Source organism: Winslowiella arboricola (assembly GCF_025527015.1).
GTDB classification, from domain to species: Bacteria; Pseudomonadota; Gammaproteobacteria; order Enterobacterales; family Enterobacteriaceae; genus Erwinia; species Erwinia arboricola.
This window is the reverse complement of record NZ_JAODIM010000039.1, coordinates 119,008-142,960: the sequence shown is the minus strand read 5'-3', so window position 1 is coordinate 142,960 and position 23,953 is coordinate 119,008. Positions and strand designations below refer to the sequence as shown.

Below are 23,953 nucleotides of genomic sequence, written 5' to 3'. Positions count from 1 at the left end.
GCCAATGGTGAAATTATCGGCACGGGCGGCGCCCCTACACGTAGGGGAGCCGTTTTCGGCTCCCATGCTACTGTTTCGGATAGTGCTTTTTCTGCCAGGCCAGCAATTCAAACACGCCAAAGAAAAAGATTTTCGTCTGGGTGAGCTTGCTTAGCTGCGGCCCGTCTTTCGGCTGAGTTGCCCGCAACAGCACCAGCTGCAAACCGTGCATCACCACCATAAAAAACAGCGCGATATCCACGAAATATTTTAAGGGTTTCGGGAATGGCTGGATCACATTCAGCAACAGAAAAGCCCAGACACACAGCATCAGTAAACGTCCAAGATTAAGCAACATCATCATTCTCCTTGTTGATGGCCTGGCGCACATATAAACGACAGGCAACCTGCCCGGCGATTTTCTCGCGGTGCAAATGCCAGTTTGCCGGCACCGGCGGCATGCCGTTTTCGACTTCACTCTCCACATAAATCAGCGCGCCTTCCGCCAGCCAGTGGTGGCTTTCCAGCAGATTTAGCGTCTGATCCAGCAATCCTTTGCGGAACGGTGGGTCAATAAACACCAGATCGTGCGGTTCGCCCTGCTGCGCCAGCCAGCTGAGTGTATTAGCGTTAATCACCCGACCATTTTTCGCGCCGAGCGTCGCCAGATTTTTCTCCAGCTGCTGAGCCACCGGGCGTTCCAGCTCTAATAGCGTAGCCGAAGCGGCATGGCGTGACAGCGCTTCCAGCCCCAGCGCACCGCTACCGGCAAAACAGTCAAGGCAGCGCGCCTGCTGGATATCTGCCGCCAGCCAGTTAAACAGGGTTTCACGCACCCGATCGGTGGTCGGGCGCAAACCGGCGCTGTCCGGCACCGGCAATTTACGGCCACGCCATTGACCGCCAATAATGCGGATCTGTCCGGCGCCACCGCTGCGGGGTTTTTTATTCATCTTAATCAAGTCCGTAATAATTTGTTGCGTAGTTTAACGGGCTAATTGGGTTGAGGAAACGTTAAAAAGGGTGCTGGTGTAGCGCTGCGTGGAAAGTGTTAGACTAAGGGATTCATTATCAGGTTATTTTCGCATTAGTCTTATAGCCCTGGGCGCGCAGTCGGCCGGGTTTTAGCTGTCGAGGAGTGTGGTTGCACAATGGCAAAAGATAAAAAACGTGGCTTTTTTTCCTGGCTGGGATTTGGACGTGATGAGACGTCAGCCGCGCAGGACGAACAAAAAGAGACGTTAGAGGAACAACAGCCTGCTGCTGAAAATGCATCGGATGCCGCAACGCTTACGCCGCCAGAGGCGGAGCTACACACACCGGAGCAAGTTGCCGAAGAGATTGTCGCCGTCACTGAAACGGTAGCTGAAGAGACCCGCAGCGCCGTGCTGCCAGCAGAAAAACCCGCCCAACCGGCGGTAATTGTTGAAGCAGAAGAACCCGCCCAACCGGTGGTGATTGCTGAAGCAGAAGAGCCAGTCCAGCCGGAAGCAATTGCTGAAGCGGAAGAGTGGCTGCCGGAAGATGAGCCGCTACAGGTCGCAGAACCTGAAGCCGAGCCGGAGCAGGCAGTGGCGCAGGTTATTGAACCTGAAATCGCGCCTGACGTTGTAGAGCCGGAGTGGGTCACTGAACCTGAGCCGGTAGTGATTAAAGATGCCGTGGTCGTTATTGACGAAGAAGCGATCGCTGAAGCGGAAGAGATAACGCCGATCCCGGCGCTGGTTGAGCAGGAACGTCCGACCAAAGAGGGCTTCTTTGCCCGCCTGAAACGCAGCCTGGTTAAAACGCGTCAGAATCTCGGTTCAGGATTTATCGGATTGTTTCGTGGCAAGAAGATCGACGACGATCTGTTTGAAGAGCTGGAAGAGCAGTTGCTGATTGCCGATGTCGGGGTGGACACCACGCGCCGTATTATCGCCAGTCTGACACAGCAGGCGGACCGTAAGCAGCTGCGCGATGCTGAAGCGCTGTACGGTTTGCTGAAAACCGAAATGTCGCAGATTCTGGCGAAAGTTGAAGCGCCGCTCGACGTCAGCGGCAAAACCCCGTTTGTGATTCTGATGGTCGGGGTTAACGGCGTGGGCAAAACCACCACTATCGGTAAGCTGGCGCGTCAGTATCAGGCGGAAGGCAAATCGGTGATGCTGGCGGCAGGGGATACTTTCCGTGCCGCAGCGGTTGAACAGCTGCAGGTGTGGGGCCAGCGAAATAATATTCCGGTGATCGCCCAGCAGACCGGCGCGGACTCCGCCTCGGTGATTTTTGACGCGATTCAGGCGGCAAAAGCGCGCGGCGCGGATGTGCTGATTGCCGACACCGCCGGGCGTCTGCAGAACAAAGCCCATCTGATGGAAGAGCTGAAAAAGATTACCCGTGTGATGAAGAAGCTGGATGACGCGGCGCCACATGAAGTGATGCTGACTATCGACGCCAGTACCGGGCAGAATGCCATCAGTCAGACTAAATTGTTCCATGAAGCCGTCGGGCTGACCGGGATTACACTGACTAAACTGGATGGTACTGCAAAAGGCGGGGTGATTTTCTCGGTGGCGGACCAGTTTAGCATTCCGATTCGTTATATCGGCGTGGGCGAAGGTATCGAGGATTTACGGTCATTTAAGGCCGACGATTTTATTGAGGCACTGTTTGCCCGAGAGGACTAATTAGGATGATTCGCTTTGAAGAGGTCAGTAAGGCTTATCTCGGCGGTCGGCAAGCGCTTCAGGGGGTAGATTTCCATCTGCAACCAGGAGAAATGGCGTTTCTGACCGGGCATTCCGGGGCAGGGAAAAGTACCTTGCTGAAGCTGATTTGTGGCATTGAACGGCCAAGCGCCGGTCAGATTTGGTTTGGCGGCCATGATATTAGCCGCCTTAAAAGCCGTGAAGTGCCGTTTTTGCGCCGCCAGATTGGGATGATTTTTCAGGATCACCATCTGCTGATGGATCGTTCGGTGTATGACAACGTGGCGATCCCGCTGATTATTGCCGGCGCCAGCGGTGAAGATATTCGCCGTCGCGTGTCTGCCGCGCTGGATAAAGTGGGCCTGCTCGACAAAGCAAAGAGTTATCCGATTCAACTCTCTGGCGGTGAGCAGCAACGCGTCGGCATTGCGCGTGCGGTGGTGAATAAGCCCGCGGTGCTGCTGGCAGATGAACCGACCGGAAACCTGGATGACGCACTGTCCGAAGATATTCTGCGTCTGTTCGAAGAGTTTAACCGTGTTGGCGTTACCGTTTTGATGGCGACCCATGATATGGGGCTGATCGCACGCCGCAATTACCGCGTGATGTCGCTAAATCAGGGACGATTGCACGGAGGCCAGCAGCATGGTGAATAAACGTAATAAACGCGCACCGGCGCCGAAGAGTAAGCAACCGTCGAAAAGCCGGGCGCTGAAAGGGGGCTGGCAGGAGCAGTGGCGCTATGCGCTGCACGGTTCGCTGTCCGATATGTGGCGTCAGCCGCTGGCGACGCTGTTAACGGTGATGGTGATCGCCATTTCGCTGACGTTGCCAAGCGTCTGCTATATGGTATGGAAAAACGTCAGTCAGGCGGCGGATCAGTGGTATCCGGCGCCGCAGCTGACGGTCTATTTCAGTAAAACGCTGGATGATACGGCCGCCGAAAATGTGGTCGCGCTGCTGAAGAAAGAGGATGGCGTCGATAAGGTGAACTACCTGTCACGCGAAGAAGCGATGGGTGAATTCCGCAACTGGTCCGGCTTTGGCGGTTCGCTGGATATGCTGGAGCAGAATCCATTGCCAGCGGTGGCGGTTATCACGCCGAAGCTGAACTTCCAGAGTTCGAATACCATGCAGAGCCTGCGCGATCGGGTGGCGGCGGTGGACGGCGTCGATGAAGTGCGGATGGATGACAGCTGGTTTGCCCGTCTGGCGGCGCTTACCGGACTGGTCGGCCAGGTGGCGGCCATGATTGGCGTGCTGATGATTGTCGCGGTATTCCTGGTAATTGGTAATAGCGTGCGGCTCAGTATCTTTGCGCGGCGCGATACCATAAACGTGCAGAAACTGATTGGCGCGACCGATGGCTTTATCCTGCGGCCATTCCTGTATGGCGGCGCGCTGCTCGGCTTTAGCGGGGCGTTGTTATCACTGGTGCTGTCAGAAGTGCTGGTGCTGCGGCTGGAATCGGTGGTCACGCAGGTGGCTTCGGTGTTTGGCACCACCTTTACCCTGAGCGGTTTGTCGTGGGATGAGAGCCTGCTGTTGCTGCTGATTGCAGCGATGATTGGCTGGATTGCCGCCTGGCTGGCGACGGTGCAACATTTACGTCGTTTTACGCCCCAGTAACCCCCGGCAACGTTTTTTTGTTATAATCTTCCTCTGCTGCGAGAAAATATGCCGCAGAGGAAGAGTTCCTTCCTCTTAAGCGCCATCATTACGATCTTCACTAATCGATTTTGGGTGTGTAAAATATGCACCGTCAGATTGAACTTGTGGATAACTCTGCCATCGAACTAGCACAGATTGCTTTCGATTTTTGTGAGTAATTCACGTAGGGTAAGTGTGGAGTAAGCGAGTAATCATGGCGCGAAGGAATCGCGTAGCAATCATACACATATGAGAGGGTTTGAATGACCAAAGAAATGCAAACTTTAGCTATCGCACCTTTAGGTAACCTGGAATCCTATATCCGGGCTGCCAACGTCTGGCCGATGCTGTCAGCCGAAGAAGAGAAGGCGCTTGCTGAACGGCTGCATTACCAGGGCGATCTGGATGCAGCTAAGACGCTGATCCTGTCCCACCTGCGCTTTGTTGTTCATGTCGCTCGCAACTACTCAGGCTACGGCCTGCCGCAGGCGGATTTGATTCAGGAAGGTAACATCGGCCTGATGAAAGCGGTGCGCCGCTTTAATCCTGAGGTGGGCGTACGTCTGGTGTCGTTTGCCGTACACTGGATTAAAGCTGAGATCCACGAATACGTGCTGCGCAACTGGCGCATCGTTAAGGTCGCCACCACCAAAGCACAGCGTAAGCTGTTCTTTAACCTGCGTAAAACCAAGCAGCGTCTGGGCTGGTTTAATCAGGATGAGGTGGAAATGGTGGCGCGTGAGCTGGGTGTTTCCAGTAAAGACGTGCGTGAAATGGAATCGCGGATGGCCGCGCAGGATATGACTTTCGATCTGTCATCGGATGATGAATCCAGCGAAGGCAAATCGATGGCGCCAGTGCTCTATCTGCAGGATAAAACCTCTGACTTTGCCGATGGCATTGAAGAGGATAACTGGGATAACCACGCTGCCGACAAGCTGAGCAATGCGATGGAAGGCCTGGATGAGCGTAGTCAGCATATTATCCGCGCGCGCTGGCTGGATGACGAGAATAAAACCACGCTGCAGGAACTGGCCGATCAGTACGGCGTTTCCGCCGAGCGTGTCCGTCAGCTGGAGAAAAACGCCATGAAGAAACTACGACTGGCGATTGAAGCTTAGCTTTCCACGGGAGCCGAAAACGGCTCCCCTACAATCCAGGGGCGGCGTTCTCGCCGCCCTGGTTTACCCAACCATCCGTCTGCGTACGAAAACCAGCAGCCTGCATAAAAGCCGCAATCACTGCGGGTTGTTCACTGCCATCCTGCGCGATCCACCAGTGACTGATTGACGGGTTTTGCGCCAGCGTCTCGCTCAGCAGATACTGACCGACACCGCGACGACGAGTCACCTCACGTACCTGCAAAGCAAAAATCCTGCCCTGTGTACCGCTGATCTCCAGCATTAATGCACCCAGCAGCCGATCGTTAAACCGTGCGGCATACAGCCGATGCTGGTCATCCAGCCTGGCTTCCAGTGCAGCAATCTCTTTTTCCGGCCACACTTTGCTTAAATCCTGTCGATCCTGCGGGCTGAATTGTTGCAGCCGTATGATGGTCAGTTTCATAAATCCCACCTGATGCGTAACAAAGGCATATTGTAGCGAATATGTTGGTTACGGGGCGTGTAACTTTTCCCCGGCCAAAACGACGCGATCTGTTTTTGAACTGCGTCATTACCCGATCAAAATGTCAGATTGTGACTATTATTACAGCACAACCCGCTGGTATATCGGCTATTATGCCATCAATAATGCCAGGTAATTATGCTATCAGCGCCGCGAGTTTCTACATATGTCAGTTGATTTACAGAAGAAAATTCCTGTTTAATAACCTGAAAAATAACACCTTATCATTAAAAAATGCCGATTTGTCTTCTAACTCTTTATTAGCTAAGCGTTTTTAAGCAAAATCAGGCAAAAAATAACCAGCAATCACACAACAGACAAAACAGATGGGGAAGTGCGGATGAAAATCAGTAAAGGTAGCGCGTTTCTGGCAGGTTGCGTTGCGTTGGCAATGAGCCACGCGACAATGGCGAAAGAGATTAAAATTGCCATCGTTGGGGCGATGTCCGGCCCGGTAGCGCAATATGGCGATATGGAATTTACCGGCGCCAAACAAGCCATCGCTGACATCAATGCCAAAGGCGGCGTTAACGGTGACAAACTGGTCGGCGTGGAATACGACGACGCCTGCGACCCTAAACAAGCGGTGGCGGTCGCGAACAAAGTGATTAACGACGGCATTCGTTATGTTATCGGCCACCTGTGCTCCTCATCGACGCAACCGGCTTCTGATATCTATGAAGATGAAGGTATCGTAATGATCACCCCGGCAGCCACCAATGCTGACCTGACCACCCGTGGTTATAAGATGATTATGCGTACCACCGGTCTGGATTCCGATCAGGGTCCAACGGCGGCCAAATATATCCTTGATGAAATCAAACCACAGCGTATCGCCGTGGTACATGATAAGCAGCAGTACGGCGAAGGTCTGGCGCGTTCCGTGCAGGACAGCCTGAAAAAAGCGGGCGGCAATGTGGTGCTGTTTGAAGGTGTGACTGCCGGTGATAAAGACTTCTCCACGCTGGTGGCGCGTCTGAAGAAAGAGAACGTCGACTTTGTGTACTTCGGCGGTTATTACCCGGAAATGGGCCAGATTCTGCGCCAGGCACGTGCTGCTGGCCTGAAGACCGGCTTTATGGGACCAGAGGGCGTGGGTAACTCTTCGTTGTCTAATATTGCCGGTGCGGCTTCAGAAGGCATGCTTGTGACCCTGCCGAAGCGCTATGACCAGGTTCCAGCCAACAAACCGATCGTTGATGCGCTGAAAGCGAAGAAACTGGATCCAACCGGCCCGTTTGTCTGGACCACTTACGCCGCGCTGCAATCACTGACCACCGCTATGGAACGTAGCAAAAGCGAAGAGCCGGAAGAGATTGTGAAAAACCTGAAGGAAGGCCAGCCGGTACCAACGGTGATGGGCGACCTGAGCTGGGATGCGAAAGGCGACCTGAAAGGCTTTGAGTTCGGCGTATTTAAATGGCATGCCGACGGCACCTCAACGGCGGTGAAATAACCTCTGACGTTGCAACTCCAGGGGCGGCGTTATCGCCGCCCTTGCCGATGATTTGCACCAGCCGCAATGGCGGCGCGTGACGTTTTGTACCTTCCGCCAGTGCGGATTTGTAAGGTAATTAAGGTATGTCCGAGCAGTTTCTCTACTTCCTGCAGCAAATGTTCAACGGCGTGACGTTGGGCAGCACCTACGCGCTGATTGCCATTGGCTACACCATGGTTTACGGCATTATCGGCATGATCAACTTTGCTCACGGCGAAGTGTATATGATCGGCAGCTACGTCTCTTTTATTGTTATCGCCGCGCTGATGATGATGGGTATCGATGTCGGTTGGATCCTGATCGGCGCCGGTTTCATTATGGCGATTGTGATTGCCAGCGCTTATGGCTGGAGTATTGAGCGCGTGGCCTATAAGCCGGTCCGCTCCTCCAAACGCCTGATTGCGCTGATCTCGGCCATAGGGATGTCGATATTTTTGCAAAACTACGTCAGCCTGACGCAAGGCTCGCGCGATCTGGCGTTACCAAGCCTGATCACCGGCCAGTGGACGCTGGGTGAAAGCAACGGCTTCGCCGCCACCATCTCCACCATGCAGCTGGTGATCTGGTCGGTCACCTTCCTTGCGATGCTGGCCCTGACGGTATTTATCCGCTATTCGCGCATGGGCCGCGCCTGTCGCGCCTGTGCCGAGGATCTGAAAATGGCCAGCCTGCTGGGCATAAACACTGACCGGGTGATCTCGCTGACCTTTGTGATTGGCGCAGCGATGGCGGCAGTGGCTGGTGTGTTACTGGGCCAGTTTTACGGTGTGATTAACCCCTATATTGGCTTTATGGCCGGGATGAAAGCTTTCACCGCAGCGGTACTGGGCGGCATTGGCAGCATTCCTGGCGCGATGCTGGGTGGTCTGATTCTGGGTATCGCTGAAGCCCTGACTTCCGCTTACCTGAGTACCGAATATAAAGATGCGGTCTCCTTCGCGCTGCTGATTGTGGTGCTGCTGGTGATGCCAACCGGTATCCTCGGTCGCCCGGAGGTGGAGAAAGTATGAAACAGCTTAACCTGGTCAACGCCATTGTCTCGGCGTTGATGCTGCTGATTCTGGCCGCCTTTTTTATGGGGATGCGCCTTGGTCTCGATGGTACTCATCTGGTGGTCAATAACGCCGGTAGCGTGCGCTGGAACTGGATTGCTGTCGGTTGCGCCGTGGTGTTTTTCTTCCAGCTGATGCGCCCGCTGATGCAAAGCGGCCTGAAGAAAATTTCCGCTCCGGCTTTTGTCCTGCCGAGTTTTGATGGTTCCACACCGCAGCAGAAACTGCTGGCGCTGGCGCTGATTATCGCGGCAGTGATCTGGCCATTTGTGGTATCGCGCGGCACGGTGGATATTGCCACGCTGACGCTGATCTACGTGATGCTGGGCCTCGGCCTGAACGTAGTGGTGGGCTTATCCGGCCTGCTGGTGCTGGGCTACGGTGGTTTCTACGCGATTGGCGCTTATACCTTTGCGCTGCTGAATCACTACTACGGCCTTGGCTTCTGGCAGTGTCTGCCGCTGGCAGGCCTGGTATCTGCGATGTTTGGCCTGCTGCTGGGCTTCCCGGTATTGCGCCTGCGCGGCGACTATCTGGCGATTGTCACCCTCGGTTTTGGCGAAATCGTACGTATTCTGCTGCTGAATAATACTGAGATTACCGGTGGCCCTAACGGCATCAGCCAGATCCCAAAACCGACCTTCTTCGGCCTGGAATTCAACCGCAGCGTACGCGATGGCGGCTGGGATACCTTCCATAATTTCTTTGGTATGAAGTACGACCCGGGCGACCGCATTATCTTCCTGTATATGGTGGCGGTATTGCTGGTGGTGCTGACGCTGTTTGTAATTAATCGCTTACTGCGTATGCCGCTGGGCCGCGCGTGGGAAGCGTTGCGAGAAGATGAGATTGCCTGTCGCTCGCTGGGTCTCAGCCCACGTCGCATCAAACTCACCGCCTTTACCATCAGCGCCGCCTTTGCCGGCTTTGCCGGAACGCTGTTTGCCGCGCGCCAGGGTTTTGTCAGCCCGGAATCCTTCACCTTTGCCGAATCCGCCTTTGTGCTGGCGATTGTGGTGCTGGGCGGCATGGGATCGCAGTTTGCGGTGATCCTCGCCGCGATTTTGCTGGTGGTGTCGCGCGAAATGATGCGTGACCTGAATGAATACAGCATGTTAGTGCTGGGCGGTCTGATGGTGCTGATGATGATCTGGCGTCCGCAGGGACTGTTGCCGATGCAGCGCCCGCAGCTGAAGTTGAAGCGTGACGCGAAAGGAGAGCAGGCATGAGTCAGCCTTTGTTAGCAGTAGATGGCCTGATGATGCGCTTTGGCGGCCTGCTGGCGGTCAACAATGTCAAACTGGAGCTGCATCCACAGGAGATCGTTTCGCTGATTGGCCCAAACGGCGCCGGTAAAACCACGGTGTTTAACTGCCTGACCGGCTTTTACCGTCCGACCGGCGGCACTATTAAGCTGCGTGACCAGAATCTGGCCGGACTGCCAGGACAGAAGATCGCCCGCATGGGGATTGTGCGCACTTTTCAGCATGTGCGTCTGTTCCGCGAAATGACGGTGATTGAAAACCTGTTAGTGGCGCAGCACCAGCATCTGAAAAGCGGCGTGTTTTCCGGCCTGCTGAAAACCCCGGCGTTCCGTAAAAGCGAAAGCGAAGCGCTGGATCGCGCCGCCACCTGGTTGCAGCGCGTCGGTTTGCTGGAGATGGCTAACCGTCAGGCGGGGAACCTGGCATATGGTCAGCAACGCCGGCTGGAAATTGCCCGCTGCATGGTGACGCAGCCGGAGATCCTGATGCTTGACGAGCCGGCCGCCGGTCTTAATCCGCGTGAAACCCACGAACTGGATGAGCTGATTGCCGAGCTGCGCGGTGAACACCGGGTGTCAGTGCTGTTAATTGAACACGATATGAAGCTGGTAATGGGAATTTCCGACCGCATTTATGTGGTCAATCAGGGAACGCCGCTGGCGAATGGCAAACCGGAAGAGATCCGCAATAACCCGGATGTTATCCGCGCATATTTAGGTGAGGCGTAAGATGGCGAACCCGATTTTAACCTTAAGCAACGTCAGTACCCATTACGGTAAAATCCAGGCGTTGCATGATGTCAGTATGCATATCAATCAGGGCGAGATTGTCACCCTGATTGGCGCCAACGGCGCCGGTAAAACCACACTGCTCGGCACTCTGTGCGGCGAACCGCGCGCCACCACCGGCAGTATCAGCTTTGACGGTAAAGAAATTACCGACTGGCAGACGGCGCGTATTATGCGTGAAGCGATTGCCATCGTACCGGAAGGGCGTCGCGTGTTTTCACGGATGACGGTGGAAGAGAATCTGGCAATGGGCGGTTTCTTTGCGGAGAAGAAACAGTATCAGGAGCGTATTCAGCGCGTTTATACGCTGTTTCCGCGCCTGCTGGAGCGCCGTGTGCAGCGTGCCGGCACCATGTCCGGCGGCGAACAGCAGATGCTGGCGATTGGCCGTGCGCTGATGAGCCAGCCGCGCTTATTGCTGCTGGATGAGCCGTCGCTGGGTCTGGCGCCGATTATTATCCAGCAGATTTTCGACACCATTGAGCAGCTGCGCAAAGAGGGGATGACCATCTTCCTGGTGGAGCAAAACGCCAACCAGGCGCTGAAGCTGGCTGACCGTGGCTACGTGCTGGAAAACGGCCATGTGGTGCTGGAAGATAGCGGCGAAGCGTTACTGGCGAATGAGGCGGTCAGAAGCGCTTATCTCGGCGGTTAATCTGTATTGCGGGCGGCGAAAACGCCGCCCCTACAGTGAAGCATCTGCAACCGCCCCAGGTGAGCCGTTATCGGCTCCCGTGTTAGCATCATCCCGTCACGTCCCTGTCACATCCCCGTCATAAGACGTTTATCTCACTGTCATTTTTGCATGTCATGTTACTTCCCGAACATAAAATGCGTGAAACCGCGCGTAACAATCATGTCATGGGAAACTGATATGTCATCCACCACATTTCGTCATACCGCACTGAGCATCGTGCTGGGGTTCGCGCTGTCCGGCCAGGCTCTGGCTGCAACCGATATCCCATTCTGGCACTCCATGGACGGCGAGTTAGGGAAAGAGGTTGATTCTCTGGCGCAGCGTTTTAACCAGGCCCACCCTGATTACAAAATTGTCCCGGTTTATAAAGGCAAATATGACCAGAGTCTGGCGGCCGGTATCGCTGCCGTGCGTACCGGCAACGCGCCCGCTATTTTGCAGGTATACGAAGTGGGCACCGCGACGATGATGGCGTCACAAGCCATCAAGCCGGTGTATGACGTATTTAAGGATGCGGGCATCAGCTTTGATGAATCGCAGTTTGTGCCGACGGTATCCGCTTATTACAGCGACGCTAAAAGCGGCCATCTGATTTCCCAGCCGTTTAACAGCTCCACACCGGTGCTGTACTACAACAAAGATGCGTTTAAAAAAGCCGGACTGGATCCGGAACAGCCACCAAAAACCTGGCAGGATCTGGCCGACTACAGCAGCAAACTGCGTGCCGCCGGCATGAAGTGTGGCTACGCCAGCGGCTGGCAGGGCTGGATTCAGATCGAAAACTTCAGTGCCTGGCATGCCCTGCCGGTCGCCACACAGAATAACGGCTTTGGCGGCACCGATGCGGTAATGGAGTTTAATAAGCCGGTTCAGGTCCGTCATATCCAGCTGCTGCAGGATATGAACAAGAAGGGTGATTTCACCTACTTTGGCCGCAAAGATGAGTCTACCGAAAAGTTCTACAGCGGTGACTGTGCGATCACCACCGCCTCTTCCGGTTCGCTGGCCGATATCCGTCACTACGCCAAATTTAACTACGGTGTCGGCATGATGCCTTACGATGCCACCGTGCCTGAAGCGCCGCAAAACGCCATTATCGGCGGTGCCAGCCTGTGGGTGATAAAAGGCAAAGATGCCAATACTTACAAAGGCGTAGCTGAGTTTATGCAGTTCCTCGCCCAGCCGGAAATCGCCGCGGAATGGCATCAGAAAACCGGTTATCTGCCGATCACCACTGCTGCTTATGAGCTGACGCGCAAATCTGGTTTCTATGACAAAAACCCGGGCGCCGATATCGCCACCCGTCAGATGCTGAACAAGCCGCCATTGCCTTTCACCAAAGGGATGCGTTTAGGCAATATGCAGCAGATTCGCACCGTGGTCGATGAAGAGCTGGAAAGCGTCTGGACCGGTAAGAAAACCCCACAGGCGGCGCTGGATACGGCCGTTGAGCGCAGCAATCTGCTGCTGCGTCGTTTTGAACAACAGGTGAAATAATCTGAACGGGCGGCGAGAACGCCGTCATTGCAGCCGTTGCAAATCATCGACACGGGCGGCGAGAACGCCGCCCCTACGGATCGTTCTAATGTTGGGGCGGCGTTCTCGCCGCCCGTCACGTTGCCAACCCCGAGCTAAACTATGTCCTCTGTTCGTCCCGTTTTTCGCACCAGCTGGCTCCCTTATCTGCTGGTTCTGCCGCAACTGCTGATCACCGCCATCTTCTTTATCTGGCCTGCCGGTGAAGCGTTGTGGTATTCCGTGCAGAGCGTCGATCCCTTCGGCTTATCCAGCCAGTTTGTTGGTCTGGAAAACTTCACCCAGCTGTTTAACGATGACTATTATCTGGCCTCATTCTGGACCACGATAATTTTCAGCGGGCTGGTGACCGGTTGTGGTTTGCTGATTTCGCTGTTTTTCGCTGCGCTGGTTGACTATGTGGTGCGCCTGAAAGGTTTCTATCAGACCATGCTGCTGCTGCCCTATGCGGTAGCGCCCGCCATCGCTGCGGTGCTGTGGATGTTTCTGTTTAATCCCGGCCTCGGCCTGATTACCCATTTTCTTGGCCTGCTCGGTTATGACTGGAACCATGCGCAAAACAGTGGCCAGGCGATGTTCCTGGTGGTGCTGGCTTCGGTCTGGCAGCAGGTGAGCTATAACTTCCTGTTCTTCTTTGCCGCGTTGCAGTCAATTCCGCGCTCGCTGGTTGAAGCCGCCGCGATTGATGGCGCCGGTCCGGTGCGCCGCTTCCTGCATCTGTCACTGCCGCTGATTGCGCCGGTGAGTTTCTTCCTGCTGGTGGTTAATCTGGTTTACGCCTTCTTTGATACCTTCCCGGTGATCGATGCCGCGACGGCGGGCGGTCCGGTACAGTCCACCACCACGCTGATCTACAAAATTTATCGCGAAGGCTTTACCGGTCTTGACCTCTCCTCATCGGCCGCGCAATCGGTGGTACTGATGTTGCTGGTGATTGTGCTGACGGTAATCCAGTTCCGCTATGTCGAGCGTAAGGTGCGTTACCAATGATTGAAAATCGCCCCGGGCTGACCTTTTTCAGCCACACCCTGCTTATCCTTGGCATTCTGACCATTCTGTTTCCGCTGTATGTGGCGTTTGTCGCCGCGACGCTGGATAACGTCGCTATCTATCAGGTGCCGATGACGCTGATTCCCGGCGGCCATCTGTGGGAAAATATCAGCACCATCTGGCATAACGGCGTCAGCAGCAACAGCGCCCCGATTGGCGTACTGTTGCTCAACAGCACCATTATGTCGCTGGCGATAACCACCGGAAAAATCAGCATCTCGATGCTATCGGCCTTTGCGCTGGTGTGGTTCCGCTTTCCGCTGCGCACCTTCTTTTTCTGGATGATTTTTATCACCCTGATGTTGCCGGTTGAAGTGCGTATTTTCCCGACGGTGGAAGTGATCGCTAATCTGCAACTGCTGGACAGCTATACCGGCCTGACGCTGCCGCTAATGGCCTCCGCTACCGCAACTTTCCTGTTCCGCCAGTTCTTTATGTCGCTGCCCGATGAGCTGCTGGAGGCGGCGCGTATCGATGGCGCCAGCCCGATGCGTTTCTTCTGGGACATCGTGCTGCCGCTGTCCAAAACCAATCTGGCGGCGCTGTTTGTCATCACCTTTATCTACGGCTGGAACCAGTATCTGTGGCCGATTCTGATCACCAGTGACAACAGTATGGGCACTGCGGTGGCGGGAATTCGCACCATGATCTCCAGCGGTGATGGTTCCACCCAGTGGAATCTGGTGATGGCCGCAATGTTAATGACGTTAATTCCACCAGTGGTGGTGGTAATGGTAATGCAGCGCGCCTTTGTGCGTGGGCTGGTTGAGAGTGAGAAATAACAGATGGCAGGCGTAAAACTTCAGGCGGTGACCAAATCTTACGACGGCAAAAATGCGGTCATTCAGCCACTCAATGTCACGATTAACGATGGCGAATTTATGGTGATGGTTGGCCCATCCGGCTGCGGCAAATCGACACTGTTGCGTATGGTGGCCGGACTGGAACGCGTCACTTCCGGCGATATCTGGATCGACAGCCAGCGCGTGACCGATCTGGAACCGAAAGATCGCGGCATCGCGATGGTGTTTCAGAACTATGCGCTCTATCCGCATATGAGCGTGGAACAGAATATGGCCTACGGCCTGAAAATCCGCGGCATGGGCAAAGAGCAGATTCGCCAGCGGGTGCTGGAAGCGGCGCGCAGCCTGGAGCTGGATGCGCTGTTGCAGCGCCGCCCGCGCGAGCTCTCTGGCGGCCAGCGTCAGCGTGTGGCGATGGGTCGGGCGATTGTGCGTGAACCGGCGGTGTTTCTGTTTGATGAACCGCTGTCGAACCTTGATGCGCGACTGCGCGTGCAGATGCGTCTGGAACTGCAACTGCTGCATCGCCGTCTGAATACCACCAGTCTGTATGTTACCCACGATCAGGTTGAAGCGATGACGCTGGCGCAGCGGGTGATGGTGATGAACAAAGGGGTTGTCGAACAGCTGGGCACGCCGGTAGAAGTGTATGAGCGTCCGGCCACGCGTTTTGTCGCCAGCTTTATTGGCGCGCCGTCGATGAACCTGCTGGACGGCAGCATTAACAGCGACGGTACACGTTTTGCGCTGTCGCCGGGCTTTGCGCTGCCGCTGCCGCAGGCCAAAACCAAATGGGCGAACCGACCATTGACGCTGGGTATACGCCCGGAGCATATTCAGCTGACAACGCGTGAAGCAGACGGTATTCCGCTGGTGGTGGAGACGCTGGAGATGCTGGGCGCCGATAATCTGGCGCATGGCAAATGGGGCAGCAACAATGTCGTTGTACGTCTGCCGCATGTCGAACGACCCGCCATTGGCAGCAGCTTATGGCTGCATCTGCCGGCAAACGCGCTACACTTTTTTGATTCAATTACAGGAATGCGTCTGGAATGATAAATAAAGACTGGCCCTATCCGGCGATTGTCGCTCATCGCGGTGGCGGCAAGCTGGCGCCGGAAAATACGCTGGCGGCGATAGATGTCGGGGCGAAATATGGTCATACCATGATCGAATTCGATGCCAAATTATCGCAGGATGCGCAGATCTTTCTGCTGCATGACGACACCCTCGATCGTACCAGTAATGGCTGGGGGATTGCCGGCGATCAGCCGTGGGAAAAACTGCAGCAGCTGGATGCCGGTGGCTGGTTTAGCCGTGAATTTCAGCACGAACCATTGCCGTTACTGAGTGACGTCGCGGCGCGCTGTCAGCAATATGGCATGAAGGCGAATATCGAGATTAAACCCACTCCCGGGCTGGAGCGGCAAACCGGTACGGCGATTGCGCTGGCGGCGCGTGAGCTGTGGCGCGGGCAGACTGCGCCGCTATTGTCATCGTTCTCATATCAGGCGTTAGAGGCAGCAATGCAGGCGGTGCCGGAGTTACCGCGCGGTCTGTTGCTGGATGAGTGGCATGATAACTGGCAGGAACTGACCGGCGCGCTCGACTGCACCTCAATTCATCTTAATTACCGGTTGCTGGATGCGCAGCGTACTGCTGAGCTGAAAGCGGCGGGGTTGCGGATTCTGGTTTATACCGTTAATCAGAGCGAGCGAGCGCGCGAGCTGCTGAACTGGGGTGTCGATGCCATCTGTACCGATCGCATCGACACCATCGGACCGAACTTCGCTTAAGGCTGCTGCGAAGAACTGTTACTGCCCGGCTGCGTCTTAATGATGCGTTGCTGGGCACTGTCACGCTGTTCCTGCACTTTACGCTGCTGATCCTGACTCTGACGCTGTTGATCCTGTTTCAGCTTCAGCATCTGCTGTTGCTGATTGGTCTGCATCTTCTGCTGCATTCGTTGCTGGCTGGGATTGTATCCCGGCTTATTCGGATCGTTAGTGCTGTTCAGTGTGTTAGCCATACCACTTAGCGGTACCAGTGCGGCAAAAATAATTAACCATCTTTTCATTTTCATTCCTCCATCGGGCAGATAATCCGCCAGATCTCCGTCAACTCGCTTAAGTTTAACTGCTCTGCCAACAGCTGCCGTCAGGAATAGACCGAATTTGACTTTATATTCGCCTTTTTGCTTATCTGGTACAGACTTAACAGATATCAACTCAGTATAAACAACGATAAAAAGGTGTGGCAGGATGATAACAACCGGCAATATGCGACGTGTTTCTTTGTCGCTGATGGTATGTGTTTGTTTTTGGCAGGGCGCGAATGCAGCAACACCAGCATCACCGCCAGTATCCTATGGCGTGGATGCGGATGCTTTCCATCCGGTTAAGGATCGCCACGGCATGGTGGCATCGGTGGATGCGCTGGCGACCCAGGTGGGCGTTGATATTCTTAAGCAGGGCGGTAATGCGGTGGATGCGGCTGTGGCGGTGGGTTTTGCGCTGGCGGTCACCCATCCCCAGGCCGGTAACCTTGGCGGCGGCGGCTTTATGATGCTGCGCACCGCTTCGGGCCGCACCACGGCAATTGATTTCCGCGAGATGGCGCCGGTCAGAGCCAGCCGTGATATGTTCCTTGATGCCCAGGGTAATGCCGACAGTAAGCTGTCACTCACCTCCCATCTTGCTTCTGGCACGCCGGGCACCGTCGCCGGTTTTGCCCTGGCAGCGAAAAAGTACGGCACCATGCCGCTCAGCCGTTTGCTGCAACCTGCGATTGAGCTGGCCCGCAACGGTTTTGTGGTCAATGATGCGCTGGCTGATGACCTCAGTACCTACGGCAAAGAGGTGTTAATCAACCATGCAAACAGCAAAGCGATCTTTTATAAGGCCGACGGCACGCCATATCAGAAAGGTGAGCGTCTGGTACAGCGCAACCTGGCGCGCAGTATGGGGCTGATTGCCAGACAGGGACCGGATGCTTTTTATAAAGGGGCGATTGCCGATGATATCGCCGCTGAAATGGCGCAGCATGGCGGCCTGATCAGCAAAGCCGACCTTGCGGCCTATCGCGCGGTTGAGCGTAAACCGGTCAGCGGCACCTATCGTGGCTATGAAGTGTTCTCAATGCCGCCGCCGTCATCAGGTGGTATTCATATCGTGCAGATCCTGAATATTCTGGAAAACTTCGATCTGGCGAAAATGGGCTTCGGCAGCGCTGATGCGATGCAGGTGATGGCCGAAGCGGAGAAGTATGCCTATGCCGACCGATCGGAATACCTCGGTGACCCGGACTTTGTGAAGGTGCCATCGCAGGCGCTGACCAGTAAAGCCTATGCCAGAACGCTGGCGCAGCAGATTGATGTCGCCAAAGCGCGTCCGTCGTCAGAGATTAAACCTGGCAAACTGGCACCTTATGAAAGCGACCAGACCACCCATTTCTCGGTGGTGGATAAAGATGGTAATGCGGTTGCGGTCACTTATACCCTGAATACTTATTTCGGCAGCGGGATTGTGGCAGGTAATAGCGGCATCCTGATGAACAATGAAATGGATGATTTCTCGGCCAAACCGGGCACGCCAAATGTGTATGGTCTGGTGGGCGGTGAAGCCAATGCGGTGCAGCCTTATAAGCGTCCGCTGTCATCAATGTCGCCGACCATCGTCGCTAAAGATGGCAAAACCTGGCTGGTAACCGGCAGCCCGGGGGGCAGTCGCATTATCACCACCGTATTGCAGATGGTGGTTAACAGCATCGATTTTGGGATGAACGTTGCAGAAGCGACCAATGCGCCACGTTTCCATCACCAGTGGCTGCCGGATCAGTTACGCGTGGAGAAAGGCTTTAGCCCGGATACCCTGCGACTGCTGGAAAGCAAAGGGCAACATGTAAAAGTGCAGCCAGCGATGGGCAGTACCCAGAGCATTATGATTGGCCCGGATGGCATGTTATATGGCGCGTCGGATCCGCGTTCTGTGGGGGATTTAACTGCGGGGTATTGAGGTGAAAGCAGGGCGGTGAGAATGCCATTGCTGGGTCCACCCAGCTGTAGGGGCGGCGTTCTCGCCGCCCGTGGCACGCCTACAACGCTCTCAGACGCGCCATAAAGTAAACATCCACTTTTTCGCCGTGACGCAGCGCATAGTTGCGCCCGGTGCCTTCCACCTCAAAACCAAACTTACGATATACCGCAATAGCCGCGGCATTATCGCAATACACCGTTAGCTCTATGCGCTCTACCGCCAGCCAGTTGTCACACATATCGGTAATCGCCGCCAGCATCGCCTGTGCCACCCCTTTACCGCGATGATTGATATCCACTCCCAGACCAAAATCGGCGGTATGGCGGCGGCGGGGAGACTGATTGACTTCAAGGGTCACTTGTCCCACCACCTCGCCGTCAATACAGGCGACCAGGGAATGCACGCCGGGACGCAGATTTGCCAGACGATCCTGCCAGAGTTTCAGTGATGGATATGGCAACTGTAGCGTTCCGGCCTGAGTATCGGGCTGGCCGTATAACTGCTGAATGGCTGGTGCATCTTCAATACTGACATGGCGGATCTCAATCTGACTCATGCTGCTTCTCCTGCTCTGGCTGGACTATTCCCCTTTAATATCATGGGCTTTAACTAACAGGTCAAATTAAAATTATTGGAAAAAAAACCTTTACAGATGCGAATGATAATGATTATTATTGTCATGCGTTCTCAGGAAGTCCACCCTGGACCTGCTGTGAAGGCACGACATTGCTCACATTGCTTCCAGTGTTTCTTAGCCAGCTCGGGTGCTGGCTTTTTTTTTGCCTTTTTCCGGCTACAGGCTGTAGAAAGTGGCGGCGCCTGGTCCGACCGGCAGACCAAAAACAAACACCCACATCACAAACAGCAGACTCCAGCCGATTAAAAACATTACCGAGTAGGGCAGCATTAGCGCCACCAGCGTGCCGATTCCCATATTGCGCTGATAGCGCGCTGCCACCGCCATAATCAAACCAAAATAGCTCATCATTGGCGTAATCAGATTGGTGACTGAATCACCGATACGATACGCCGCCTGAATCACCTCCGGCGCATAGCCGACCAGCATCAGCATCGGTACAAAAATCGGTGCAGTTACCGCCCACTGCGCGGATGAGGAGCCAATCATCAGATTGATAAAGCCACAGATCAGAATAAAGCCGCAGAACAGCAGCGGGGCGTTGAGATCCAGCGCTGACAGCAGTCTGGCACCTTTTACTGCGATAACCGTGCCGAAATTACTCCAGTTAAAAAAGGCGACAAACTGCGAAGCGAAGAACACCAGCACGATATATAAACTCAGCATACTGATACTTTTCGACATTGCGGCAATCACATCACGGTCGCTGCGCAGAGTGCCGTTTATCCGGCCATAGACATAACCCGGAATGGCGAAAAACAGCATAATAAACACCACAATACCGTGCAGAAACGGCGAACCAGCAAAACCGCCGGTGGTCTGGTTAAGCAGGATGCCATAACCCGGAATCAGCGTCAGTGACAGCAGCAGGGTGATAAATAGCAGCGCAATTCCGGCGCCTTTCAGCGCACGCTTCTCCTGGGGATTGAGGGTGCCCATATCGCCCTGCGGCGCATCGCCATCGCTTTCACGATATTTACCCAGTTTTGGTTCAATAATCGCGGTGGTAATCCAGGTGCCCAGCCCGGCGATGACAAAGGTGCTGAGCGCCATAAAGTACCAGTTTACCTCCGGGCCGACGGTATAGCTGGGGTCGATAATCTGCGCGGCGTTTTGCGTAATTCCGGATAGCAGTGGATCGACGGTTCCCAGCAGCAGGTTAGCGCTATAGCCGCCGGAAACCCCTGCGAAAGCGGCTGCCAGTCCGGCCAGCGGATGGCGGCCCAGCGAGTGGAACAGCATTGCGGAGAGTGGGATCAGCACGACGTAGCCCAATTCAGAGGCTGTATTCGACATAATCCCGGCGAATACCACGGTAAAGGTGAGCATCCGTTTTGGCGCGCCAAACACCAGCGCGCGCATGGCGGCGGAAAGCAGCCCGGATTGTTCGGCAATTCCCACGCCGATCATCGCCACCAGCACTGTTCCCAGCGGTGCGAAACTGGTGAAGTTGGTCACCATATTACTGACAATCCGTTGCAGGCCTTCGGCGCTTAACAGATTGACCACATGCACGATGCCATCGGCAGCGCGCCCGCTGGCGCCTTCGGGGCGCGGATCGATGACACTGAGATTGAAACCGGCGGCGATGCCGGAGGCGACGATAATCACCAGGCACAGGATGGCGAAAAGGGTAATCGGATGCGGCAGCAGGTTGCCGAGCCATTCGATGGTATTTAACAGGCGCGTGATCGGGCCTGGCGGTTTAAGCGCAGTATTATCTGTCATATTCATTCCCTGAAATAGCCAAGTGGTTCAGCACAACAATGGTGTTGTTGGATAGCCATCTTACGTGGCGGTAAAAAGTTACCAAGAGGGTAAAACCGAGTTAACTGACAGGGAAAACCGAATAGAGTGATATTAATTTCATGCGCATCTACAGGCTGGATGTTGATTTTATTGCTTTTAATGGCACCGGTGGCGGTTTAAATGACGGTTTTTCGGTAACTGTCTGCTCCCGCTTAGTTTGCCAGATTGTGATACCACTAAAGATCCCGGTTGATAATTGCGAGCCGTTTCACAGGAAATGGGCCAGCAAAGGGTTTGCACAATGCAGGGTAAAATCATTCATTTTTTTTGAACAGAGGAGTGAAGTTTTTCAGCTATCATCGCGACCGATTCAGGTCCAGACTACGTGAAAACGTTGAGGAGAGTTGAATATGATTTATTTACGTAAGGCAAATGATCGCGGTCACGCAAACCATGGCTGGCTGGATAGCTGGCACACTTTCTCCTTTGCTAATTACTACGATGCGGACTTTATGGGCTTCTCCGCACTGCGGGTAATTAATGAAGACGTCATCGATGCGGGTCAGGGTTTTGGCACCCATCCGCACAAAGATATGGAAATTCTGACCTATGTTCTGTCCGGGGTGGTTGAACATCAGGACAGCATGGGTAACAAAGAGCAGATCCCGGCGGGTGAGTTTCAGATTATGAGTGCGGGTACCGGCGTGCGTCACTCCGAGTACAACGGCAGCAAAGATCAGCCGCTGCATCTCTATCAGATCTGGATTATCCCGGAAAAAACCGGCATTGAACCGCGCTACGAACAGCGTCGTTTTGATGATGTGCAGGGCCGCCAGCTGGTGCTGTCGCCAGATGCCCGTGACGGATCGCTGAAGGTTTACCAGGATATGACGCTGTCGCGCTGGGCGCTGAAACAGGGTGAGCAGGCGACAACCGAAGTTGACGCTACGCGCCGCATCTGGATTCAGGTGGTAAAAGGCGATGTGCAGGTAAATGGCCAGCAGGCGACCACCAGCGATGCGCTGGCGATCTGGGACGAAAGCACGCTGTCGATTCAGGCGGACAGCGATGCCGAAATCCTGCTGTTTGATCTGCCAGCGGTTTAATGGCGTGATCGATAAGTGATGGCCAGCTTTTGCTGGCCATCTTCGCATTGTCGGCAGGACAACGAGGTTAGCGTCGCATTTTTTGGTAGACTCATTGATACCTCACTATACAGTCGCTAACGATGAAGAAAAAAAGACCCGTACTACAAGATGTTGCCGATCGTATTGGCATCACCAAAATGACTGTCAGCCGCTACCTGCGCAACCCCGAGCAGGTGTCGGTCGCCCTGCGCGAAAAAATTGCCGTTGCGCTGGATGAGCTTGGCTATATCCCCAACCGGGCGCCGGATATGTTATCCAACGCCACCAGTCGCGCCATTGGCGTATTGCTGCCTTCCCTTACTAACCAGGTTTTCGCTGATGTGCTGCGCGGTATCGAAACGGTGACCGATGCGGCCGGTTATCAGACCTTACTCAGCCACTTTGGCTACAATCAGGAGAAAGAGGAGCTGCAGTTACGCTCGCTGCTGGGCTGGAATATTGACGGCCTGATCCTCACCGAACGCAGTCACACGCCGGGCAGTTTACGCATGATTGAGACCGCCGGTATTCCGGTGATTGAGATGATGGATTCGATCTCCCCCTGCCTGGATATGGCGGTGGGTTTTGATAACGTCGAGGCGGCGCGGCAGATGACGCGGGCGATTCTGGCCAAAGGGCATCGTCATACGGTTTATCTCGGCGCGCGTCTGGATGAACGTACCTTGCAGAAACAGCGTGGCTACGAGATAGCGATGCGCGAAGCGCAGCTGCAGCCCAACAGCGTGATGATGGAGGATGCCTCCTCATTTACCGCCGGCGCCGAGCTGATGCGTGAAGCGCAGCGGCGTTTTCCCGCCACCGACAGCCTGTTCTGTACCAATGATGACCTGGCGGTGGGAGCGATGTTTGAGTGTCAGCGCCAGGGATTACGGGTGCCGGAGGATATGGCGATTGCCGGTTTCCACGGCCATGATATTTCGCAGGTGGTGAATCCGCAGCTGGCGACGGTATTGACGCCGCGCGAACGCATGGGTCAGCAAGCGGCATCCATGCTGCTGGCACGGATCAATGGCGATAACAGTGTCGTGAAACCGCAGGATGTGGGCTTTGAAATTTCGGAAGGCGGCAGCATCTGATAATTGCGTTTTTTTGAGATAGCTCACATTTACAAGCTTTTCCCGGCAGAACGGTTGCCATTGCCGCCGCACGTACTGAGAATGGCATACGTATTTGTTATCGGTAACATGCGTATCATCATCTGCCGGAGTTAAAACAATGAATAAAAATTCCTCGTCGCATCATGTATTTATCCTGATGGGCGTATCTGGTAGCGGTAAATCCGCTGTTGCCAACCAGGTTTCCTACCAGCTAAAAAGCGCCTTCCTTGATGGCGACTTCCTGCATCCGCGCGCCAATATCGAGAAAATGGCTGAAGGCCATGCGCTGAACGATGACGACCGCCGCCCGTGGCTGCAATCGCTCAACGATGCTGCGTTTGCCATGCAGCGCACCAATGACGTCTCAATTATCGTCTGCTCAGCCCTGAAAAAAAGCTATCGCGACATTCTGCGCCAGGACAACGACAACCTGTCATTTATCTACCTGCAGGGTGACTTCGAAACCATCGAATCACGCCTGAAAGCACGTAAAGGCCACTTCTTTAAGCCGCAAATGCTGGTTACGCAATTTGCCACGCTGGAAGAGCCGGGCGCCGATGAGCCGGACGTGTTAGTGGTTGATATTAATCATTCGCTGGAAGAGGTTGTTGCCGCCACCGTCGCTACGATCGAAGGTGCGATCAAAAAGGATTAGCT

General features: G+C 54.7%; 24 protein-coding genes. 18 read left to right on the top strand and 6 right to left on the bottom strand.

Going from position 1 to position 23,953, the window contains the following annotated elements; all coding sequences use genetic code 11:
- Positions 1-67: 67 nt before the first annotated feature.
- Positions 68-337, bottom strand: a complete 270-nt coding sequence (locus tag N5923_RS08585; RefSeq protein ID WP_267140726.1) for a DUF1145 family protein — start codon at positions 335-337, stop codon at positions 68-70.
- On the bottom strand, positions 327-932 hold the full coding sequence (rsmD, locus tag N5923_RS08580; RefSeq protein WP_267140725.1) for a 16S rRNA (guanine(966)-N(2))-methyltransferase: 606 nt from the start codon (positions 930-932) through the stop codon (positions 327-329). The genes N5923_RS08585 and rsmD overlap by 11 nt, the downstream gene beginning before the upstream one ends.
- A 198-nt stretch (positions 933-1,130) precedes the next feature.
- Between rsmD and ftsY the strand changes: the two genes are divergently transcribed.
- From ftsY to rpoH, 4 genes are all read left to right on the top strand, one after another.
- Positions 1,131-2,645 carry a signal recognition particle-docking protein FtsY gene (ftsY, locus tag N5923_RS08575; protein WP_267140724.1) on the top strand — a complete coding sequence of 505 codons (1,515 nt, stop codon included), beginning with the start codon at positions 1,131-1,133 and terminating at the stop codon, positions 2,643-2,645.
- A 5-nt stretch (positions 2,646-2,650) separates the two neighbouring features.
- On the top strand, positions 2,651-3,322 hold the full coding sequence (ftsE, locus tag N5923_RS08570) for a cell division ATP-binding protein FtsE (RefSeq protein ID WP_267140723.1): 672 nt from the start codon (positions 2,651-2,653) through the stop codon (positions 3,320-3,322).
- Complete coding sequence (gene ftsX / locus N5923_RS08565; RefSeq protein WP_267140722.1) at positions 3,312-4,295, top strand: permease-like cell division protein FtsX; 984 nt, start codon at positions 3,312-3,314, stop codon at positions 4,293-4,295. Before ftsE ends, ftsX begins: the two co-directional genes overlap by 11 nt.
- A 284-nt stretch (positions 4,296-4,579) precedes the next feature.
- The gene (gene rpoH, locus N5923_RS08560) at positions 4,580-5,437 is read left to right on the top strand and encodes an RNA polymerase sigma factor RpoH (RefSeq protein ID WP_267140721.1); all 858 of its coding nucleotides are present in this window, start codon (positions 4,580-4,582) and stop codon (positions 5,435-5,437) included.
- Positions 5,438-5,465: 28 nt separating this feature from the next.
- On the opposite strand, the gene panM is transcribed toward rpoH, so the two are convergent.
- Entirely contained in the window at positions 5,466-5,882 is a 417-nt protein-coding gene (gene panM / locus N5923_RS08555; protein ID WP_267140720.1) for an aspartate 1-decarboxylase autocleavage activator PanM, read from the bottom strand.
- A gap of 400 nt (positions 5,883-6,282) precedes the next feature.
- Here panM and N5923_RS08550 point away from each other — a divergent pair, with 400 nt between their 5' ends.
- The 10 genes from N5923_RS08550 (at position 6,283) to ugpQ (ending at position 16,427) form a co-directional block, all read left to right on the top strand.
- The gene (locus N5923_RS08550) at positions 6,283-7,398 is read left to right on the top strand and encodes a branched-chain amino acid ABC transporter substrate-binding protein (protein ID WP_267140719.1); all 1,116 of its coding nucleotides are present in this window, start codon (positions 6,283-6,285) and stop codon (positions 7,396-7,398) included.
- A 125-nt stretch (positions 7,399-7,523) separates the two neighbouring features.
- A complete protein-coding gene (gene livH / locus N5923_RS08545) occupies positions 7,524-8,450 on the top strand; it encodes a high-affinity branched-chain amino acid ABC transporter permease LivH (RefSeq protein WP_267140718.1) in 927 nt (308 codons plus the stop codon).
- A complete protein-coding gene (locus tag N5923_RS08540) occupies positions 8,447-9,721 on the top strand; it encodes a high-affinity branched-chain amino acid ABC transporter permease LivM (protein WP_267140717.1) in 1,275 nt (424 codons plus the stop codon). Before livH ends, N5923_RS08540 begins: the two co-directional genes overlap by 4 nt.
- Entirely contained in the window at positions 9,718-10,485 is a 768-nt protein-coding gene (gene livG / locus N5923_RS08535; protein WP_267140716.1) for a high-affinity branched-chain amino acid ABC transporter ATP-binding protein LivG, read from the top strand. Before N5923_RS08540 ends, livG begins: the two co-directional genes overlap by 4 nt.
- 1 nt (position 10,486) lies before the next feature.
- Entirely contained in the window at positions 10,487-11,200 is a 714-nt protein-coding gene (gene livF, locus N5923_RS08530; protein ID WP_267140715.1) for a high-affinity branched-chain amino acid ABC transporter ATP-binding protein LivF, read from the top strand.
- A 219-nt stretch (positions 11,201-11,419) separates the two neighbouring features.
- The gene (gene ugpB, locus N5923_RS08525) at positions 11,420-12,739 is read left to right on the top strand and encodes a sn-glycerol-3-phosphate ABC transporter substrate-binding protein UgpB (RefSeq protein ID WP_267140714.1); all 1,320 of its coding nucleotides are present in this window, start codon (positions 11,420-11,422) and stop codon (positions 12,737-12,739) included.
- Positions 12,740-12,880: 141 nt separating this feature from the next.
- Entirely contained in the window at positions 12,881-13,768 is an 888-nt protein-coding gene (gene ugpA / locus N5923_RS08520; protein WP_267140713.1) for a sn-glycerol-3-phosphate ABC transporter permease UgpA, read from the top strand.
- Positions 13,765-14,610: a sn-glycerol-3-phosphate ABC transporter permease UgpE gene (ugpE, locus tag N5923_RS08515; RefSeq protein ID WP_267140712.1), complete on the top strand. Its 846-nt coding sequence runs from the start codon at positions 13,765-13,767 to the stop codon at positions 14,608-14,610. Before ugpA ends, ugpE begins: the two co-directional genes overlap by 4 nt.
- A gap of 3 nt (positions 14,611-14,613) precedes the next feature.
- Complete coding sequence (locus N5923_RS08510; protein WP_267140711.1) at positions 14,614-15,687, top strand: sn-glycerol-3-phosphate import ATP-binding protein UgpC; 1,074 nt, start codon at positions 14,614-14,616, stop codon at positions 15,685-15,687.
- A complete protein-coding gene (gene ugpQ, locus N5923_RS08505) occupies positions 15,684-16,427 on the top strand; it encodes a glycerophosphodiester phosphodiesterase (RefSeq protein ID WP_267140710.1) in 744 nt (247 codons plus the stop codon). Before N5923_RS08510 ends, ugpQ begins: the two co-directional genes overlap by 4 nt.
- On the opposite strand, the gene N5923_RS08500 is transcribed toward ugpQ, so the two are convergent.
- The gene (locus N5923_RS08500; protein ID WP_267140709.1) at positions 16,424-16,708 is read right to left on the bottom strand and encodes a DUF2756 domain-containing protein; all 285 of its coding nucleotides are present in this window, start codon (positions 16,706-16,708) and stop codon (positions 16,424-16,426) included. The genes ugpQ and N5923_RS08500 overlap by 4 nt on opposite strands.
- 184 nt (positions 16,709-16,892) lie before the next feature.
- Between N5923_RS08500 and ggt the strand changes: the two genes are divergently transcribed.
- On the top strand, positions 16,893-18,644 hold the full coding sequence (gene ggt / locus N5923_RS08495; RefSeq protein WP_267140708.1) for a gamma-glutamyltransferase: 1,752 nt from the start codon (positions 16,893-16,895) through the stop codon (positions 18,642-18,644).
- A gap of 79 nt (positions 18,645-18,723) precedes the next feature.
- On the opposite strand, the gene N5923_RS08490 is transcribed toward ggt, so the two are convergent.
- Together N5923_RS08490 and N5923_RS08485 are read right to left on the bottom strand one after the other, a co-directional pair.
- Positions 18,724-19,221, bottom strand: a complete 498-nt coding sequence (locus N5923_RS08490; RefSeq protein ID WP_267140707.1) for a GNAT family N-acetyltransferase — start codon at positions 19,219-19,221, stop codon at positions 18,724-18,726.
- Positions 19,222-19,458: 237 nt separating this feature from the next.
- On the bottom strand, positions 19,459-21,030 hold the full coding sequence (locus N5923_RS08485) for an AbgT family transporter (RefSeq protein ID WP_267140706.1): 1,572 nt from the start codon (positions 21,028-21,030) through the stop codon (positions 19,459-19,461).
- Between the two features lie 431 nt (positions 21,031-21,461).
- On the opposite strand from N5923_RS08485, the gene N5923_RS08480 reads away from it, so the two are divergent.
- The 3 genes from N5923_RS08480 (at position 21,462) to gntK (ending at position 23,951) form a co-directional block, all read left to right on the top strand.
- Entirely contained in the window at positions 21,462-22,157 is a 696-nt protein-coding gene (locus N5923_RS08480) for a pirin family protein (protein ID WP_267140705.1), read from the top strand.
- Between the two features lie 122 nt (positions 22,158-22,279).
- Positions 22,280-23,275, top strand: coding sequence for a gluconate operon transcriptional repressor GntR (gene gntR, locus N5923_RS08475; RefSeq protein WP_267140704.1), 996 nt, complete (start codon positions 22,280-22,282; stop codon positions 23,273-23,275).
- Between the two features lie 139 nt (positions 23,276-23,414).
- The gene (gene gntK / locus N5923_RS08470; protein WP_267140703.1) at positions 23,415-23,951 is read left to right on the top strand and encodes a gluconokinase; all 537 of its coding nucleotides are present in this window, start codon (positions 23,415-23,417) and stop codon (positions 23,949-23,951) included.
- The last annotated feature ends 2 nt before the right edge of the window (positions 23,952-23,953 follow it).

Coding starts and splice junctions, on each gene's coding strand:
- N5923_RS08585 (WP_267140726.1), bottom strand. CDS start 337: ATGTTGCTTAATCTTGGACGTTTACTGATGCTGTGTGTCTGGGCTTTT.
- rsmD (WP_267140725.1), bottom strand. CDS start 932: ATGAATAAAAAACCCCGCAGCGGTGGCGCCGGACAGATCCGCATTATT.
- ftsY (WP_267140724.1), top strand. CDS start 1,131: ATGGCAAAAGATAAAAAACGTGGCTTTTTTTCCTGGCTGGGATTTGGA.
- ftsE (WP_267140723.1), top strand. CDS start 2,651: ATGATTCGCTTTGAAGAGGTCAGTAAGGCTTATCTCGGCGGTCGGCAA.
- ftsX (WP_267140722.1), top strand. CDS start 3,312: ATGGTGAATAAACGTAATAAACGCGCACCGGCGCCGAAGAGTAAGCAA.
- rpoH (WP_267140721.1), top strand. CDS start 4,580: ATGACCAAAGAAATGCAAACTTTAGCTATCGCACCTTTAGGTAACCTG.
- panM (WP_267140720.1), bottom strand. CDS start 5,882: ATGAAACTGACCATCATACGGCTGCAACAATTCAGCCCGCAGGATCGA.
- N5923_RS08550 (WP_267140719.1), top strand. CDS start 6,283: ATGAAAATCAGTAAAGGTAGCGCGTTTCTGGCAGGTTGCGTTGCGTTG.
- livH (WP_267140718.1), top strand. CDS start 7,524: ATGTCCGAGCAGTTTCTCTACTTCCTGCAGCAAATGTTCAACGGCGTG.
- N5923_RS08540 (WP_267140717.1), top strand. CDS start 8,447: ATGAAACAGCTTAACCTGGTCAACGCCATTGTCTCGGCGTTGATGCTG.
- livG (WP_267140716.1), top strand. CDS start 9,718: ATGAGTCAGCCTTTGTTAGCAGTAGATGGCCTGATGATGCGCTTTGGC.
- livF (WP_267140715.1), top strand. CDS start 10,487: ATGGCGAACCCGATTTTAACCTTAAGCAACGTCAGTACCCATTACGGT.
- ugpB (WP_267140714.1), top strand. CDS start 11,420: ATGTCATCCACCACATTTCGTCATACCGCACTGAGCATCGTGCTGGGG.
- ugpA (WP_267140713.1), top strand. CDS start 12,881: ATGTCCTCTGTTCGTCCCGTTTTTCGCACCAGCTGGCTCCCTTATCTG.
- ugpE (WP_267140712.1), top strand. CDS start 13,765: ATGATTGAAAATCGCCCCGGGCTGACCTTTTTCAGCCACACCCTGCTT.
- N5923_RS08510 (WP_267140711.1), top strand. CDS start 14,614: ATGGCAGGCGTAAAACTTCAGGCGGTGACCAAATCTTACGACGGCAAA.
- ugpQ (WP_267140710.1), top strand. CDS start 15,684: ATGATAAATAAAGACTGGCCCTATCCGGCGATTGTCGCTCATCGCGGT.
- N5923_RS08500 (WP_267140709.1), bottom strand. CDS start 16,708: ATGAAAAGATGGTTAATTATTTTTGCCGCACTGGTACCGCTAAGTGGT.
- ggt (WP_267140708.1), top strand. CDS start 16,893: ATGATAACAACCGGCAATATGCGACGTGTTTCTTTGTCGCTGATGGTA.
- N5923_RS08490 (WP_267140707.1), bottom strand. CDS start 19,221: ATGAGTCAGATTGAGATCCGCCATGTCAGTATTGAAGATGCACCAGCC.
- N5923_RS08485 (WP_267140706.1), bottom strand. CDS start 21,030: ATGACAGATAATACTGCGCTTAAACCGCCAGGCCCGATCACGCGCCTG.
- N5923_RS08480 (WP_267140705.1), top strand. CDS start 21,462: ATGATTTATTTACGTAAGGCAAATGATCGCGGTCACGCAAACCATGGC.
- gntR (WP_267140704.1), top strand. CDS start 22,280: ATGAAGAAAAAAAGACCCGTACTACAAGATGTTGCCGATCGTATTGGC.
- gntK (WP_267140703.1), top strand. CDS start 23,415: ATGAATAAAAATTCCTCGTCGCATCATGTATTTATCCTGATGGGCGTA.